General features: G+C 63.3%; 15 protein-coding genes. 8 read left to right on the top strand and 7 right to left on the bottom strand.

All coding sequences use genetic code 11. The features are described 5' to 3' along the window. Nucleotides 1-58 precede the first annotated feature (58 nt). Nucleotides 59-1,171, bottom strand: coding sequence for a transaldolase (tal, locus tag QKE30_RS01255; RefSeq protein WP_239198468.1), 1,113 nt, complete (start codon nt 1,169-1,171; stop codon nt 59-61). A gap of 41 nt (nt 1,172-1,212) precedes the next feature. Then, entirely contained in the window at nt 1,213-3,303 is a 2,091-nt protein-coding gene (gene tkt, locus QKE30_RS01260; protein WP_347933885.1) for a transketolase, read from the bottom strand. 257 nt (nt 3,304-3,560) lie between these two features. On the opposite strand from tkt, the gene QKE30_RS01265 reads away from it, so the two are divergent. Further along, the gene (locus QKE30_RS01265; RefSeq protein ID WP_347933886.1) at nt 3,561-4,499 is read left to right on the top strand and encodes a heme o synthase; all 939 of its coding nucleotides are present in this window, start codon (nt 3,561-3,563) and stop codon (nt 4,497-4,499) included. Nucleotides 4,500-4,599: 100 nt separating this feature from the next. Here QKE30_RS01265 and QKE30_RS01270 read toward each other — a convergent pair whose 3' ends face one another. The 4 genes from QKE30_RS01270 to mptB form a co-directional block, all read right to left on the bottom strand. Beyond that, the gene (locus QKE30_RS01270; RefSeq protein WP_239198644.1) at nt 4,600-5,661 is read right to left on the bottom strand and encodes a heme A synthase; all 1,062 of its coding nucleotides are present in this window, start codon (nt 5,659-5,661) and stop codon (nt 4,600-4,602) included. A 71-nt stretch (nt 5,662-5,732) separates the two neighbouring features. Continuing rightward, nucleotides 5,733-6,524: an ABC transporter permease gene (locus tag QKE30_RS01275; RefSeq protein ID WP_239198459.1), complete on the bottom strand. Its 792-nt coding sequence runs from the start codon at nt 6,522-6,524 to the stop codon at nt 5,733-5,735. Beyond that, nucleotides 6,521-7,510, bottom strand: coding sequence for an ABC transporter ATP-binding protein (locus tag QKE30_RS01280; RefSeq protein WP_239198456.1), 990 nt, complete (start codon nt 7,508-7,510; stop codon nt 6,521-6,523). The genes QKE30_RS01275 and QKE30_RS01280 overlap by 4 nt, the downstream gene beginning before the upstream one ends. Before the next feature lie 30 nt (nt 7,511-7,540). Next, entirely contained in the window at nt 7,541-9,280 is a 1,740-nt protein-coding gene (gene mptB, locus QKE30_RS01285; protein WP_347933887.1) for a polyprenol phosphomannose-dependent alpha 1,6 mannosyltransferase MptB, read from the bottom strand. A 213-nt stretch (nt 9,281-9,493) separates the two neighbouring features. Between mptB and QKE30_RS01290 the strand changes: the two genes are divergently transcribed. The 7 genes from QKE30_RS01290 (at nt 9,494) to QKE30_RS01320 (ending at nt 15,937) form a co-directional block, all read left to right on the top strand. Continuing rightward, the gene (locus QKE30_RS01290; protein WP_347933888.1) at nt 9,494-10,177 is read left to right on the top strand and encodes a metalloregulator ArsR/SmtB family transcription factor; all 684 of its coding nucleotides are present in this window, start codon (nt 9,494-9,496) and stop codon (nt 10,175-10,177) included. 3 nt (nt 10,178-10,180) lie between these two features. After that, on the top strand, nt 10,181-11,623 hold the full coding sequence (gene sufB, locus QKE30_RS01295) for a Fe-S cluster assembly protein SufB (protein WP_034987621.1): 1,443 nt from the start codon (nt 10,181-10,183) through the stop codon (nt 11,621-11,623). Nucleotides 11,624-11,628: 5 nt separating this feature from the next. Further along, on the top strand, nt 11,629-12,840 hold the full coding sequence (sufD, locus tag QKE30_RS01300) for a Fe-S cluster assembly protein SufD (RefSeq protein WP_347933889.1): 1,212 nt from the start codon (nt 11,629-11,631) through the stop codon (nt 12,838-12,840). A gap of 45 nt (nt 12,841-12,885) precedes the next feature. Then, nucleotides 12,886-13,641, top strand: coding sequence for a Fe-S cluster assembly ATPase SufC (sufC, locus tag QKE30_RS01305; RefSeq protein ID WP_347933890.1), 756 nt, complete (start codon nt 12,886-12,888; stop codon nt 13,639-13,641). A gap of 84 nt (nt 13,642-13,725) precedes the next feature. Beyond that, nucleotides 13,726-14,979 carry a cysteine desulfurase gene (locus QKE30_RS01310; RefSeq protein WP_347933891.1) on the top strand — a complete coding sequence of 418 codons (1,254 nt, stop codon included), beginning with the start codon at nt 13,726-13,728 and terminating at the stop codon, nt 14,977-14,979. A gap of 78 nt (nt 14,980-15,057) precedes the next feature. Then, nucleotides 15,058-15,519, top strand: a complete 462-nt coding sequence (sufU, locus tag QKE30_RS01315; RefSeq protein WP_347933892.1) for a Fe-S cluster assembly sulfur transfer protein SufU — start codon at nt 15,058-15,060, stop codon at nt 15,517-15,519. Between the two features lie 10 nt (nt 15,520-15,529). Then, nucleotides 15,530-15,937 (top strand): metal-sulfur cluster assembly factor, encoded by a 408-nt coding sequence (locus QKE30_RS01320; protein WP_239198435.1) that lies wholly within the window; start codon nt 15,530-15,532, stop codon nt 15,935-15,937. Here QKE30_RS01320 and QKE30_RS01325 read toward each other — a convergent pair. Beyond that, on the bottom strand, nt 15,934-17,007 hold the full coding sequence (locus tag QKE30_RS01325; RefSeq protein ID WP_239198432.1) for a lycopene cyclase family protein: 1,074 nt from the start codon (nt 17,005-17,007) through the stop codon (nt 15,934-15,936). The genes QKE30_RS01320 and QKE30_RS01325 overlap by 4 nt on opposite strands. Nucleotides 17,008-17,337: the final 330 nt, after the last annotated feature.

Here is a 17,337-nt window from a genome sequence, read left to right on the forward strand (position 1 = left end):
CTAAAGTCCTATTTTCCTTGGTTGGTGGGTGGGTGAGTGCCGGTCGAGCTGTTTTGAGCTACTTGGCTTCTAGCTGCGCGGAGAGGGTGTCCAGCAGCTCGTTCCAGGAGTCCACGAACTTCTCCACGCCCTCGTCCTCCAGCACGGTCCACACCTCGGCCAGGTTTACGCCCACCGCGTCCAGGCCGGCGAAGACTGCGCGTGCGTCCTCCGCTGTACCGCTGAGGGAATCGCCGCGGATCTCGCCGTGGTCTATCGTCGCATCCAGGGTGTTCTCCGGCATCGTGTTCACGGTGCGCGGTCCGGCCAGCTCGGTCACGTACAGGATGTCTGGGTACTCGGGGTTCTTTACTGAGGTGGACGCCCACAGTGGTCGCTGTACATGCGCTCCCTTGTCGGCCAGCGCGGTCCAGTCGGGGTTGTTGAGCAGGCGCTCCTCAAAGGCCGCATAGGCCAGCTGCGCGTTAGCCACGCCCGCCTTGCCCTTGAGCTGCTTGGCCTCGTCGGTGCCGATGCCATCCAGGCGCTTGTCGATTTCGGTGTCCACGCGGGAGACGAAGAAGCTGGCCACGGAGTGGATCTTGGTGAGGTCCTTGCCCTCCTCGGCAGCGCGGGCAATACCGGCGATGAAAGCCTCCATGACCTGGATGTAGCGGCTGACGGAGAAGATCAGGGTCACGTTCACGCTGATGCCCTCGGCCAGCACGTCGGTGATGGCGGGCAGGCACTCCTGCGTGGCGGGGATCTTGATCATCAGGTTCTCGCGGCCCACCTTCGCAGCCAGCTCCTTGGCCTGGGTGACGGTGGCCTCGCGCTCATTGGCCAGGCGCGGGTCCACCTCGAGGGAGACTCGGCCATCCACCCCATCGGTCTTCTCGTAGATGGGCAGGAAGACGTCGCAGGCGGCCGCCACGTCGTCCGCCGCCATCTCGAACACCGCGCTTTCGGCAGGGGTACCAGCGGCGGCGAGCTCGCGGAGCTGCTCGTCGTAGGCCGTGCCCTGGGACATCGCGTTGGCGAAGATGGCCGGGTTCGTGGTCACGCCGACCACGCCCTTGTTCTCAATGACCTCGGCGAGGTTGCCGGTGCGCAGGCGGTCGCGGGACAGGTCGTCCAGCCATACGGAGGTACCGGCTTGTGCAAGTGCGTCGATGTTGGCGGGGGTGCTCATATAAGGAATCAGTCCTTGCTGTGGGGGTGGGGTTGTGGGGTTTACTTGTTCGCCGCGATGGAGTCGTGCGCGGCGGCGACGACTGCCTCGGAAGTGATGCCGAACTCGCGGTAGAGCGTCTGGTAGTCCGCCGAAGCGCCGTAGTGCTCCAGGGAGACCGTGCGGCCGTTCAGGCCGACGAAGCGGTGCCACGGCATGGAGATGCCAGCCTCGACGGAGACGCGAGCCGTCACGCTGCTTGGCAGGACCTGCTCCTGGTACTCGGCATCCTGCTCGAGGAACCACTCCATGACCGGCATGGAAACCACGCGGGTGCCCACGCCCTGGCTCTCCAGCTCCTTGGCGGCCTCCACGGCCAGCTGTACTTCGGAGCCGGTGGCCAGCAGGATGACCTCCGGGGTGTCCGTCGATTCCTCGACCAGCACGTAGCCGCCGCGGACCACGCCCTCGGCGGCCTTGTCCTGGGTTCCCTCCAGCACGGGCACGTTCTGGCGAGTCAGGACCAGAGCCTTCGGGGACTCCTCGGCCTGCAGGGCAGCCACCCAGCCGGCAGCGGTCTCGTTGGCGTCCGCCGGGCGGATAACCGCCAGGTGGGGGATGGCGCGCAGGGAGGCCAGGTGCTCGACCGGCTGGTGGGTGGGGCCGTCCTCACCCAGGCCGATGGAGTCGTGCGTCCACACGTGGTAAACATCCGACTTCATCAGGGCGCCCAGGCGCACCGCGCCGCGGGCGTAGTCGGAGAACTGCAGGAACGTTGCGCCGTACGGGCGAGTCGGGCCGTGCAGGGCGATGCCGTTCAGGATGGCGACCATGCCGTGTTCGCGGATACCGAAGTGCAGGTTGCGGCCGCCCGGTTCCGCGGTGAAGTTGCGGGTGCTGATGGCCTCCGGCCCGAAGCTCGGGGAGCCCTTAATGATTGTGTTGGTGGAGCCGGCCAGGTCGGCAGAACCGCCCCACAGCTCCGGCAGGGTCTTACCCAGAGCCTGCAGGGTGGCCTCCGAAGCCTTGCGGGTAGCCAGGGACTCGCCGGCCTCCCAGCTGGGAACCTCGGCATCGAAGCCCTCCGGAAGTTCGCGGGAGTACAGACGGTCGAACAGAGCCTTGTTCTCCGGGTTGTTCTCCGCCCAGGCGTCAAAAAGAACCTGCCACTGCTTGTGCGCCTCCGCGCCACGATCGATCAAACCGCGGGTGTGGGCAATTACGTTGTCCTCCACCGGGAATGGCTCGTCCGGGAAGTCCAGCGCCTGCTTGATGCCCGTGATCTCCTCCGCGCCGAGGGCAGCGCCGTGGGAGGCTCCGGTATCCATCTTCGTCGGGGCGGGGTAGGCGATGACGCTGCGCAGGCGGATGAAGGTGGGGCGGGAAGTCTCGGCCTTGGCGCGCTCGATTGCGTCCAGGATGCCCTCGACATCCTCGCCGGTGACCTCGAGGGTCTGCCAGCCGTATGCGGCGTAGCGGGCGGAGACGTCCTCGGTGAAGGCGATCTCGGTCTGGTCCTCGATGGAGATGCCGTTGTCGTCCCAGAAGACAATGAGGTTGCCCAGCTGCTGGGTGCCCGCCAGGGAGGAAGCCTCGGAGGTTACGCCCTCCTGCACGTCGCCGTCGGAGGCGATTACGTAGATGAAGTGGTCGAACGGGGACTCACCGGCAGGTGCCTGCGGGTCGAATAGGGCGCGCTCACGGCGTGAAGCCATCGCCATGCCCACCGCGGATGCTAGACCCTGGCCCAGCGGGCCGGTGGTGATCTCTACGCCATCGGTGTGGTGCACCTCCGGGTGGCCCGGGGTCTTGGAGTCCCAGGTGCGCAGCGCCTGCAGGTCCTCCAGCTCCAGCCCGAAGCCGCCCAGGTACAGCTGGATGTACTGGGTCAAAGAGGAGTGGCCGGCCGACAGGACGAAGCGATCCCTACCTACCCAGTGCACGTCTTGCGGATCGTGGCGCAGCACCCGCTGGTAGAGGGTATATGCCAGCGGCGCCAGACTCATTGCCGTGCCGGGGTGGCCCGAGCCGCACTTCTCCACGGCGTCTGCGGCCAGCACACGGGCAAGGTCGACCGCACGCGTGTCGGTCTCCGTCCAGTCCGCCGGGTAGTTACGCACCGTGAGTGCCTGCTGTTCTGGGGAGAGAGTCACTGTCAGTTGCCTTTCTTCATCAAGCCGAATACCCCATACATACTAATGGTCGTAGTCGCTCGCCGTGGCTAATGGGCGCAGTTGCAGGCTGGATTTTCGGGGCAAAAATTTCTTGCAGGCCGCGGGAACTATTTGGAGCTCCCGTACGACCATATGTAGATGGGCGAGTGCAGGCTCTGTTTCGGCCTGCACCCCGCGCTCGGGTAGCGTTAGACGCGATTCGGAAAATATTCGAGAAGGTGGAGGCGAGGCAGCCGGTGAAGACATTCGCTGAGACGGCCAAGGCGTATCTAGCACTGACCAAACCCAGGGTCATTGAATTGTTGCTGGTGGCCACTATTCCTGCGATGTTGCAGGCAGCGCGCGGCGAAGTGAACTTCGGCCTAATCCTTCTCACACTCATCGGCGGTTGGATGGGCGCCGGCGCGGCTAACACGTTCAACAACGTGGTCGATCACGACATCGACCAGCTGATGCGCCGCACCCGTCGCCGCCCCACCGCCCGCCAGACCGTCTCCGTCGGGGAGGCTCGCGTCTTCGCCTGGGTGCTGCTGATTGCCTCTGTGCTGTGGCTGGGCTTCTTGTGCCACTCGTGGCTGGCTGCCGGCTTTATCGTGCTGACGAACTGGTTCTATGTTTTCGTCTACACCAAGTGGCTGAAGCGCCGTACCTGGCAGAACGTCATCTGGGGCGGTGCTGCGGGCTGCATGCCGGTGATTGTTGGCTGGGCCGTCATCACCGATAACAACGGCGGTGCCTTCCACGCCGGGTGGTCTTCGTGGCTTCAGGCGCTCATTTTGTTCATGATTATTTTCTTTTGGACGCCGCCGCATACCTGGGCTCTGGGAATGCGTTACCGCGAGGACTACGAGGCCGCAGGTGTGCCCATGATGCCTGTGGTCAAACCCCCGCTGCAGGTCACGCGTCAGATCCTGGCTTACACCTGGGCGACCGTGATCACCTCGCTTCTGCTGGTTCCGGCCGCCAGCTGGATCTACTTGGCTGCCGCACTGATCTCCGGCGGCTGGTTCATCATCAAGGCTCACATGCTGTACCAGGGCGTGAAGAACGGTACGCCGGTGAAGCCGATGCAGCTGTTCTTCCTGTCGAACAACTACCTGTCTATCCTCTTCGTCGCCCTCTCCGTAGACGCAGTGCTGGGTTGGCAGACGCTCGCCCAGGCAGTGCTCGGCTGAGAGATTCCCGACTAAAGATCACCAGGCCGTCCTGAGCCAGTCGGCCTTGTGCTTCATCTCAAACTCAAAAGACTGAGTCTTTCGTGCTGTCTGAGCCGTCTTAAGCGTCAACGGTCTCCTGACGCTGGCAGTCGCCGGCCGTCGTACCCGTCAGGCTGGCGTTGCCGCCGCTGTAGCGGTACTTCAGAGCCCAGAGGAAGCCGGTGGCCGCGGTGGTAAGTCCGGAGCCGATAACGTGGATCGGCACCGACCAGCGGGGGACACCCAGCCAGTACTGCATGATGCCGACGATCGCCTGCAGAATGATCGCTGCGATCACCCAGTAGGAAGCCGTCTTGATGCGGTGCTCCAGGTTCAGCGCGAACACGCCCGCCAGCAAGCCAACGGTCAAACCCAGGTAGAGATACATGAAACCGGCGTGGATGTGCGCCATGTCGATGAGTGGCACCTGCAGACGGTGCTCCGGAAGAATCGCCTCATCGCCCGCGTGCGGACCGGCGCCGGTCACCAGGGTGCCGGTAATCAGGACGATTGCCAGGCTCAGCGCGGATCCGTCGGTGAGAATGCGCAGGGGGCGTGGCATCAAGGGTTGCATCTCGCCATCGTCGGGCTCACCGATGCGCACCACCAGCTTCGCTGCCAGGAAGACCAACAGCATGCTGGGCAGGAAGTGCAGGGCAACGGTCCACCACATCAAATCCATGTGCACAGTGATGCCACCAATAACGGCCTGGACGATAATGCCAATGCCCTGAATGAAGGCCAGGTGGAGAATCGCGGAGCGCCGCGCGGCGCGCACCACGGAAATGAAGCACACCAGGGCGGCGATGATCAGCACAAAGGTCAGGGTGCGGTTACCGAACTCGATCAATTGGTGAATCCACGGCGCGGAGCCAGCAACCGGGAACAGGGAGCCCGGGTGGCACTGCGGCCACGTGTCGCAGCCCAAACCGGAGCCCGTAACGCGCACCAAAGAGCCGGTGAAGGTAATTCCCGTCTGGCAAGCCAACAGGATGATGGCGAAGAGCCGCTGGCGCCGGATAGTCGGGGCGGTAACGGGCCGAGGGAAGCCAAACCTGCGGTCGGCTGCATGTGCAAAGGCGTACAGCTTCAGCAGCGCTCTGACGAAGGGATTGTTCTCCTCCGCGGCGCGTTGTTTCATAGTCTCAAGCACGCCTTTAAGACTATCGGAAGCCCACGTGACGGGGCTAATTGCGGCTAGGCGTCCTTGCGTTAGTCGCTCTCCATGGTGAAGCGGAAAAGCTTTAGCGCGAGGACCGAGCCGATCACGGCCCACACGGCCAGGCTCAGCAGTGCCAACCAGTTGAAACCACCGGCAACCACTGCGGTGTGGAAGCCTTCCATCAGCGCCACCGAGGGAACGGCCATGAAGAGCGCATTGACGTTTTCACCTGCCGGGGTGGTCATGGTGGCGTACACAGCCGCGCCCAGCAGAACGAACCAGATCGTATTGCCCAGCGCCAGCACCAGCTCCGAGCTCAGTGTGCCGCCCAGCAGCAGCCCCAGGCTGGTGAAGGCCGCAACTCCGAGCACCGCCGTCACCAGAGCCGCGGGCAGCCCCACGAGGTCCGGGCGCCACCCCAGCGCGAACGAGGCGATGGAAAGCACCAGCACCTGCAGCAGCACCACGATGCACACCGCGACGACCTTACCCGCGATCAGCGCCCAGGTGGGCACACCCGCCGCGCCGATGCGCTTCAGAGCCCCGTAGCGGCGGTCGAAGGCCACCGCGATGGCTTGCCCCGTGAAGCCCGCGCCCATCAGCGCAATCGCCAAAGCCATGGGAAAAATGCGGGTCACGGCGTGGGAGGCGTCATCGCCGGGAACTAGCGTCAGACCAATAAGCAGCCCCAGCGGAATGACCATAGATAGCAATTGCTGCTCGCCGTGGCGCAAGAACAACAGCGATTCGATCTTGGCCTGAGCCTTTACGATGTCGCCGGACTTCGCCTGCTGGGGTGCGGGGGCAAAGAATCCTGGCTCGAAGCGGCTGGTGGTACTCATGAGCGGATGTCCTTTCCGGTGATAGAGAGGAAGACGTCCTCCAGCGACTGCCTGTTGACCTCGAGTTGGCTGATCATCACAGATTCATCGGCGAAAGCCTCGGCCACCGCTGCGACCAACTGCGGGCTCAGCTCCTGGGCTTCAATCCTGAAGTGGCGGGGGCGCAGCTCGTCCACCGTCACCGGCTCCTCCGCGCGCTTGGCAATGGCCGCGGAGACATCGGAGAGTGCGGCGTCGGAATCAACCTGCACCGCGAGCCACGCACCGGTGGAGTCCGGGTCACGGCTCGACATCATCTCCTCGGGCGTGCCGGAAGCGACCACGCGACCGGAATCAATGATGACTACTTGATCGGCCAGCGCCTCAGCCTCGTCCATCAGGTGGGTGGTCAGCACCACCGCCACGCCGTCGCGCTTCAGCGAGACCACCAGATCCCACACCGCCAGGCGGGACTGGGCGTCCAGGCCGGCGGTCGGCTCGTCCAAGAACACCAACTCGGGCCGCCCGACCAGAGCGCAGGCAAGGCTCAGGCGCTGCTGCTGACCGCCCGAAAGGCGCCGGTAGGGTGTCTTTTCGTGGCCGGTCAGCCCGACGGTCTCGAGCAGCCAGTCGGGGTCCAAGGGGTTTTTCGAGTATGACGCCACCAGCCGCAACATCTCGCCCACGCGGATTCCGGGGTAGGCGCCGCCACCTTGCAGCATTACCCCGATGCGACTGCGCACCTCGTCCGACTCGACGGCCGGATCCTTGCCGAACACGCGGATGGTGCCCTCGGTGGGGCGAATGAAGCCCTCGCACATTTCGACGGTCGTGGTTTTGCCTGCGCCGTTCGGGCCTAGCAGTGCGAGCACCTGTCCGGCGGACAGCTCAAGGCTCAGCCCGTCGACGGCGCGGCGCTCGCCGTAGGTTTTGACTACGTCGCGGAGCTGAAGCACGGGAGAGCTCGCCCGTGCCTGGGTTGCCTGGGTTTCAGGTCTTGTGGTCATGATGTGAAAGTCTAGCCCCCTGGCAGCGTTTTACGTAGTAGCGGCTACTGCTCGCCGGAGTTTGTCGGAGCGAAACGACAGGGCCTCGGCCAGATCTGCGTTGCGGGCCGCAAGAGCCCGCAGGATCACCAGCGCTACCAGGAAGAACACGAGGTTCATCGCGTAGATGTAGATCACGGTGGAGGTAGGCAGGGAAAGTCCGCGGGGGAGGATGAAGAAGCTGAACACCACCGAGTAGATCACGGCCGTGAGGTGGAACGCCCGCCGGTTCGCCCAGGCCGCGAGGGGGAGGATCGCCCACAGGAGGTACCAGGGGTGAACGACGGGAAAGAAGAACACCAGGATGAGGGTGGCCACGCCCAGTCCGCCTACGGGGTGGATACGGCCGCGGAAAGAGGCCCACAGCATGCGAACGACCCAGAACGCACCCACGAGCAGACCGAGGGTGCGGAAGATGATCAGCGCCGAATCGGTGTGATCGCCCAACCCCAAGAGGGCACCGAGCGCGCCGGAGGTCAGGCCGAGGGAGGTGGTGATCGACATCCAGGAGATGATCTCCGCAGCGCCACCCTGGGAAGCGATCCAGCCGAAGCCGACCCCGGTGAAGAGGGAGAATGCGACGGAGGTTACAACTGCGACCACTACGGCGACGGCCGCAGCAGAGAAGAGATCCACCAGACGCCCGCCGAACCAGAGGGCGAGTGCGACACCGGCAAAGCCCAAGCCGATGAAGGTCGTGACTTTGACCAGGCCGGCCATTGTGATCAGGCCAAACCCGCCGATGATGAGTATCCAGCGGCTGGTGAGGGGGCGCTCTTCGTTATCCACGCCGCGCAGCACAAGCTCCAGGCCTGCGAGCAGAAGGCCGATCAGGGCAGCCTCGTTGTGGATGCCACCGACCAGGTGCAGGATCGCCAGCGGATTCAACACACCCAGCCACAACGCAGCTCCACTGGACACGCCACAACGCCGCGCCAACCGGACGAGCGCCCAGCCGCTTAACGCCAGCCCCAGAATGGCCACCAACCGGTGAAGCACGATGCCGAGGATGATGGAGTTGCCGGTCAGCATGGAAATGACCTCGCCATAGCCCAGCGCCACCGGGCCGTAGGGGGCGGGGGAGTGCGCCCACATCAGCGGCACGGAACGGGCCAAGGGATCGTCAATGCCCAGCAGGTCTACCGGTCCGGCGCTGTAGGGGTCCCAGCCCTTCGCGGCGATCGCTCCCTGCGCCAGGTAAGAGTAAATGTCCTGGGTGAACAGCGGCGGGGTGACCATAAGCGGGGTGACCCATACGAAGAAGGTGCGCCAGTAGGTCCGCACTGGGATTGGGTGATTGGGTCTGCCGGATGCAGAGACGGCGAAGGTGAAAAGCAGCAACCAGCCGTAGACCAGGAAGCCGATGCCCACGAAAACCAGAACGGTGGTGGAATGCAGCATCCGCGCCAGCGTGTTCACGCCGGGGAAGTCCCAATAGGGATTGTGAATCACGGGGAACGCGCCGGCGCCCAGGCCGCCGACTGTGATCAGCATGGTGCCGAGGGCGCCGAGGAAAACGGCAGCGTAGAGCCGCATAGAAAGGGCGCGGCTCAGGGGCTGGAGCTGCAGGGAGCTCTCCGGCACATTGTCGCCGTCAGACTCGGAGTGCAGCTGTGCCGAACGCGACCCCGCCAGGCCCAGTTGAGGCAATTGCTCCTGGATCCTCCGCCAGGGCGTCAGGAGACGCGACCCCCGAGACGAGCTCGGGGTGGCTGAGGTGGGGGTAGTCATAGGTGCAGATACTACCGAATGCCTCAGACAATCTTCTTCAGCCATGGCCGTGACCAGCGCCACAAAGAAAACGCGCGAGCTCTGTGACAGTTAGGCAGGGTTACCTTAGTAGACAAGCGGGAATATTTACGACACACTTTTGTTGTCTAATCATGTAGGCACAACTTTAAGTTGCACAGGCGCACTCTAACAGAAGCTAAAGGAGGTACTAGCGTGGCACGGACATCTGAGGAGCGGGCAACCCAGCCCACTCCAGAGCACGACACGCGGCACCGCATTCTTCTGCACGTGCTGCGCCACGGTCCGGTGAGCGCATCGGACATAAGCGAGGCATTTGGGCTAAGCGCCGCCGGCGTTCGGCGTCACTTAGACAACATCGTCTCCGACGGCCTCGCCGAGGTCGTCGAGGCACCTCGTTCCGGGCAACGTGGACGGCCCGCCAAGCTCTTTAGGCTGACCGACGAAGGCCGGGCGGAGTTTGGACATGATTACGACACGCTCGCCTTGCTGGCGCTGCGCGCTCTTCGCTCTGCTGGCGGAGAGGAAGCGGTGGAGGACTTCGCCGCCCAGCGCATCAACGATCTGCTGCAGGACGTCTCCGACTCCGACGCGGACGTAGCCGCCAAGGCCCAGGCCATTGCCGATGCATTGACCAAGAGGGGCTACGCTGCCACTGTCGGTCACGCAGGCGGTGGCGTACAGATTTGCCGTCATCACTGCCCGATCCAAGATGTCGCTCACGAGTTCCCAGAACTGTGCGCGGCGGAGCACCGGGTGGTTGCAGAGCTGCTGGGACAGCACACTCAACCTTTGGCGACAATCGCCGACGGCAACGGTGTCTGCACCACCTATATTCCGCTTAGAACCATTGACCCTTCCCCCAAGAAGGAAAGTTAAACCATGACTCAAGCTGCACAAACACCTGAAACTAAACCCCAGACCGACGAAGAGATTATCGATTCCATCGGCGCGTACGGCTACGGCTGGCACGATTCCGATGTCGCCGGCGCCTCCGCCCGCCGCGGCCTGAACGAGGACGTCGTCCGCGACATCTCCGCGAAGAAGAACGAGCCGGAATGGATGCTGAAGCGCCGTCTGAAGGCTCTGGACATCTTCGACAAGAAGCCGCTGCCGACGTGGGGCGCGGACCTCAGCGATATCGACTTCGACAACATCAAGTACTTCGTCCGCTCCACCGAGAAGCAGGCTCAGACCTGGGAGGATCTGCCGGAGGACATCAAGAACACCTACGACAAGCTGGGCATCCCAGAGGCCGAGAAGCAGCGTTTGGTCGCTGGCGTGGCCGCCCAGTACGAGTCCGAGGTTGTCTACCACCAAATCCGCGAGGATCTGGAAAAGCAGGGCGTGATCTTCGTTGATACCGATACCGGACTGCGCGAGTACCCCGAGCTGTTCGAGGAGTACTTCGGCACCGTGATTCCGGCCGGCGACAACAAGTTCTCCGCGCTGAACACGGCCGTCTGGTCCGGTGGTTCCTTCATTTACGTGCCAAAGGGCGTGCACGTGGACATTCCGCTGCAGGCGTACTTCCGCATTAACACCGAGAACATGGGGCAGTTCGAGCGCACGCTGATCATCGTCGACGAGGACGCTTACGTCCACTACGTCGAGGGCTGCACCGCACCGATCTACAAGACCGACTCCCTGCACTCCGCAGTGGTCGAGATCATCGTGAAGAAGGGCGGCCGCTGCCGCTACACCACGATCCAGAACTGGTCGAACAACGTCTACAACCTCGTCACCAAGCGCACCAAGTGCGAAGAGGGCGGCACGATGGAATGGGTCGACGGCAACATCGGCTCCAAGGTGACCATGAAGTACCCGGCCGTGTGGATGACCGGCCCGCACGCGAAGGGCGAGGTGCTCTCCGTGGCTTTCGCTGGCGAGGGTCAGTTCCAGGACACGGGCGCGAAGATGGTGCACATGGCTCCGCACACGAGCTCGAATATCGTCTCCAAGTCCGTCGCCCGCGCCGGTGGCCGCGCTGCCTACCGCGGCCTGGTGCAGGTGAACAAGGATGCGCACCACTCCGCTTCGAATGTCGAGTGTGACGCGCTGCTGGTCGACTCCATCTCTCGATCGGACACATACCCGTACAACGACATTCGTAACGACCACGTGACGCTGGGCCACGAGGCTACCGTCTCCCAGGTCTCTGAGGATCAGCTGTTCTACCTGATGTCGCGAGGCATCGAGGAGGAAGAGGCAATGGCGATGATCGTCCGTGGCTTCGTGGAGCCCATCGCCAAGGAGCTGCCCATGGAGTACGCCCTGGAGCTCAACCGTCTAATCGAACTGCAGATGGAAGGATCGGTGGGTTAAACCAAATGACCACCCCACTCAACGAAACCGAAGCGACTATCACACCGGTTCAGGCTGGTACGGATCACCAGACCAAGGGTGACCGTTTCACCTCCTTCTCGGCCGCGGACTTCTCCGTGCCGCGCGGTAAGGATGAGGATTGGCGCTTCACCCCGCTGCGTGAGCTGCGCGGCCTGCACGATGGCTCGGCCGTAGCTGACAAGCGCGCTGCCGTCGCTGTCGGTGTTTCTGATGATGACGCCCCCAGCGTGACTGTCGAGCAGTTGGAGCCGGGCGACGAGCGCCTCGGCCGTGCGGGTGCTCCCGTGGATCGTGCCGCAGCCCAGGCGTGGGAAAACACCGAGTCCGCGGACTACGTGCACATCTCCAAGGATGCGGCGCTGAAGGCTCCGGTGACCATCACCGTCGACGGCCCGGGGGAGGACGAGGTCTCCTACGGCACCCTGGTCGTGGAGCTCGAGCCCCACGCTGAGGCCGTGGTGTTCGTCCGCTACGAGGGCTCCGGCGCGCACTCCGACAACGTCGAGTTCGTCGTTGGCACCGGTGCGAAGCTGACCACCGTGGTTTTCGAGGACTGGAACCACGATGCGGTGCACCTGTCGAACTCGCACATCCAGGTTGGCCGCGATGCAACCGTTCGCCACTACTACGCAGCCTTCGGTGGCCACGTGGTGCGCTCCGTGCCGCACGTGCGCTACACGGACACCGGTGGCGATGCTGAGCTGCTGGGTCTGTACTTCGCGGATGCGGGTCAGTACTTCGAACAGCGCCTGCTGGTGGATCACTCGATCCGCAACTGCCGCTCCAACGTGCTGTACAAGGGTGCGCTGCAGGGCGAGCCGGAGAAGGGCAAGGATGCCCGTGAGGCACGCACGGCGTGGATTGGCGACGTGCTGATCCGCCCGGATGCCACGGGCACCGACACTTACGAGAAGAACAACAACCTGCTGCTGACCTCCGGCGCCCGCGCTGATGCGGTGCCGAACCTGGAGATTCAGACCGGCGAGATCGTCGGCGCAGGCCACGCCGCCACCGTCGGTCGCTTCGACGACGAGCACATGTTCTACCTGCAGTCCCGTGGCATCGACCCGGCTAGCGCCAAGATGCTGATCGTCCGTGGTTTCTTCACCGACGTCATCAAGCGCATCCCGGAAGAGTCCATCCGCGAGCTGCTGGAGGACAAGGTCGAGGCCGAGCTGCAGCACACGGTTCTATAAATTCATTCAACCCGTCAAACACCCAAAGAAAGCTTTTTACACACCATGAGCACTCTGGAAATCAAGAACCTGCACGCGCAGGTCGTCCCCGCCGACGAGAACGAGGATCCGAAGCCGATCCTGCACGGCGTGAACCTGACCATCAACTCCGGTGAGACTCACGCCATCATGGGCCCGAACGGCTCCGGCAAGTCCACCCTCTCCTACGCCATCGCTGGCCACCCGCGCTACGAGATCACCGAGGGCGAGGTGCTGCTGGACGGCGAGAAACTGCTGGATATGGAGGTCGACGAGCGCGCCCGTGCGGGCCTGTTCCTGGCCATGCAGTACCCGACCGAGGTGCCGGGCGTTTCCATGGCCAACTTCCTGCGTTCTTCCGCCACCGCCGTGCGCGGCGAGGCACCGAAGATCCGCGAGTGGGTCAAGGAGGCCCGCGGTGCGATGGAAGAGCTGGCGATCGACCCGTCCTTCTCCGAGCGCTCCATTAACGAGGGCTTCTCCGGTGGCGAGAAGAAGCGCCACGAGATCCTGCAGCTGGGTCTGCTGAAGCCGAAGTTCGCAATCCTCGACGAGACCGATTCCGGCCTGGATGTCGACGCACTGCGCGTCGTCTCCGAGGGCATCAACCGCTACCAGGAGCGCGAGAACGGCGGCGTGGTAATGATCACGCACTACCAGCGCATCCTGAACTACGTGAAGCCCGACCACGTGCACGTCTTCGCCGGCGGTCGCATCGTGGAATCCGGTGGACCGGAGCTGGCTGAGCAGCTCGAGGCCGAGGGCTACGAGAAGTTCATCTAAGCCTGCGCGTCACCCCCCTCCCATCCGTTTACTTCCAACCAACCTCGCTCGGCCTAGCCTGAGCTGGGCAGAAAGTGTGAACTCGTGAGTTCAAACAGTTCCCTGGACACCGCGAAAATCCGCAGCGACTTCCCGATTCTCTCGCGCACCGTGCGCGACGGGAAGAAGCTGGTGTATCTGGATTCCGGAGCTACCGCCCAGCGGCCGGTGCAGGTGTTGGATGCGGAGCGGGAGTTTTTGACAACCCATAACGCTCCGGTGCACCGCGGTGCCTACGAGATCGCGGAGGAGGCCACCGAGTCCTACGAATCGGCTCGTGAGGCCATCGCCGCCTTCGTCGGCGCCGAGGACCGGGAGATCGCCTTCGCCAAGAACGCCACCGAAGCGCTCAACGAGGTCGCTTACATGCTGGGCGACGCTCGGGCGGGGGAGTTGCAGGTCACCGAAGGCGACGAGATCGTCGTCTCCGAACTGGAGCACCACGCCAACCTGGTGCCGTGGCAGGAACTCGCCCAGCGCACCGGCGCAACCCTGAAGTGGTACTCCGCCACTCCGGATGGCCGCATCGACCTGGACAGTCTGGAGCTCAGCGAGCGCACCAAGGTGGTTGCGCTGACGCACCAGTCGAACGTCACCGGTGCCGTGCTGGACGTCAAGGAGGCCGTGCGCCGCGCCCGCGAAGTTGGGGCGATCTTCGTCCTGGACGCCTGCCAATCCGTGCCGCACATGCCCGTAAACTTCCACGAACTGGACGTGGACTTCGCCGCCTTTTCCGGCCACAAGATGCTGGGACCTAACGGCGTCGGCGTCCTTTATGGCAAGACCCAGCACCTCGACCAGCTACCTCCTTTCCTGACCGGCGGCTCGATGGTGGAGAAGGTCACGATGGAGCGCACGACCTTTACTGAGGCTCCGCAGCGGTTCGAGGCGGGCACGCAAATGACTTCCCAGGTCGTGGGCCTGGGCGCTGCCGTGAAGTACCTAGAAGAACTGGGGATGGACAAGGTTTCCGCCCACGAAGCGGAGCTGACGGCCTATGCCCTGGAACAGTTGCAAACCATCGAGGGCTTGCGCATCATCGGCCCCACCGACACGCAGAACCGCGGTAGCGCCCTGAGCTTCGTCATGGAGGGTATCCACCCGCACGACCTCGGCCAGGTCGTCGACGATCAGGGTGTGTGCATCCGTGTGGGCCACCACTGTGCATGGCCGGTACACACGTGCATGGGCGTGCAGGCCACCGCCCGCGCCAGTTTCTACATCTACAATGACTTTTCGGAAGTCGACGCGCTGGTCGCTGCCATCCGCAAGGCGCAAGAGTTCTTCGGCGCGGCGTAGAAAGCGTAAAAGGCACAACGTAGAAGAAACAGCGCAGAAACGGCGATTGAAGAAAGTACTAGAGGATACTGGGTCCCTATGAAACTTGAGCAGATGTACCAGGAAGTAATCCTGGACCACTACAAGCACCCGCAGCACGCGGGCCTGCGCGAGCCCTTCGAGGCCGAGGTGCACCACGTGAACACCTCGTGCGGCGACGAGCTCACGCTGCGCCTGCACCTCAGCGAGGACAACCAGACGGTCGAAGATATTTCCTACGACGCGGTGGGCTGCTCCATTAGCCAGGCCTCGACGTCCGTCATGGCTGAGGAGCTGGTCGGCCGACCCGTCGCGGAAGCCTTTGCCAAGCTGGCGGAGTTCGAGCGCATGGTCACCTCCCGCGGCAAGATCGAAGGCGACGACGAAATCATCGGCGACGGTATCGCCTTCGCAGGTGTCTCCAAGTACCCCGCCCGTGTGAAGTGCGCCCTGCTCGGCTGGAAGGCCTTCGAGGCCGCTGCCGCCGAGGTCGGCGTGAGCGCTAACACCAACACAGAGTAAGGAACACACCATGACTGAGAACGCAGAACCCACCGCCCCGGAGATGGATCCCTCGCCTTTGGACAAGGCCCCGGAGGGGCCGTCAGAGCGCAGCCCGGAGGACATGGCGCTGGCTGGCAAGGTCGAGGAGCACCTGCTGGACGTTATCGACCCGGAGCTCGGCATCAACGTCATCGACCTGGGCCTGGTCTACGACATCTGGATCGAGGACAAGACCGCAGTACTGAACATGACCCTAACCTCCCCGGCCTGCCCGCTGCAGGACGTGCTGGAGGATCAGGCGCGCGATGCTGTGATCAACAACGTCGACGAGGTCTCCGACCTGCAGATCAACTGGGTGTGGAGCCCGGCCTGGGGCCCGCACATGATCAACGAGGAAGGCCGCGAGCAGCTGCGCTTCCTCGGCTTCACGGTCTAACCCGAGAACAGCCTCTTACACACCGCCCGTCCCACCGACCAGGGCTGGTGGTATAGAGGACGGAGGAACTCGTGGCGCAGCCCGGTTCCCTTCCTGAGCGCCCACATCGTGCGCGCCACGGCCAGCCCGTCGCGCCCGCTTAAATAGGCCAGCTGTGCCCGCGATTCCAGGGCAAAAAAGTGCCCGAAGAAGTCCTGCAGCGTGGCACCGTCCGCCCGCGCGATGAGCTCCCCACCGACCTGGCGCAGCACGTACGCCAGCCACCCGCCAGCGCGTTTGCCGTCTAGGAAATCGTTGGCAGACTCCATGGCATGCCCCAGCGAGTAGCCCGTCGCCGGATTGATAAACCCAGCCGCGGCGCCAAACTTTCTTTCTTTATGACGCCGCCTGGTCCCCATCGGGATCGCGACCCGTTCTTCGCGCAGTACAGTCTGGGTGCCTATGCGGTCTGCCAGTCGCGCCCGCAGTACCTCGAATACTTCTTCCTGTTTCACTGCGACAGCGCTGCAATGCGCCGCCAAGATGGTCTCCTCGAAAAGCCAGCCTTCGTCGGTGCGCTGGATGTAGCAAAAGCTAGGTGGGCAATCTCCGGCCTGGGTAGCCGTCCCGGTCCAATCCATGAATGTGGGGGTGGATTCTGAAAGGGCCTCAGTAAGAGGCAAGAACCAGCCGACCGCCAATTGCCACAGCGCGGTGTCCGTCCGTGGGGCGCCGGTGCAGTCGACGGCAGATGTTCCCTCCGGAAGTGGTTTGGCTTCGATCCGCACACGCGCGGCACGCAAGGCCTCGACTACCGCCGCCTGGTCCAGCATTCGATAGCTAAACCCTAGGGTGCGGCGGTTCAGGGGAGTACCTGCGACGACCTCCAAAGACTCAGGTGCGGCAAATAGGTGGTCGGCCCACGAGGGAATCTGCGTGGAGAACACCCCATAGGTGCCGGGAAAGGGGGTAGAGCTGTGCACATCGAAGGCAGGATCATAAGCGGTGATGTGAAAACCGCGCTGTGCAGCTCGAATGGCCAGGAGTGCACCGGCTGGCCCGAGGCCTTTAAGCACAAGCTGTTGGGTCACTACTTACCTCCGATGTGGGATCCTTACCCCCGAACTTACACAGCCGTGTTTTACTCATCTTTTCTTCAGGAATCTTTTGCGCCTGAATGATTTACCTATATATATAAGACGCACCTAATAGAATAAATAGCTTTGCAAGCTCAGGTTTAAGTTTAGGGTTTGGGGGACAGGCCACAGATCAGGTGTAACGCTTGACCTGCGGGCATCAAAACCAGTTTCTAACATAAACGTTGTCCTACTCGGTACGAACATACCGAAAGGTGGGGCACGAGAAGAAGACAACCCCGTCGGTGGCACACGCCGGCTGCGACTCGGGAGTATGGGGGACCC

The organism is Corynebacterium sp. c24Ua_83, from assembly GCF_039907245.1.
Taxonomy (GTDB): domain Bacteria; phylum Actinomycetota; class Actinomycetes; order Mycobacteriales; family Mycobacteriaceae; genus Corynebacterium.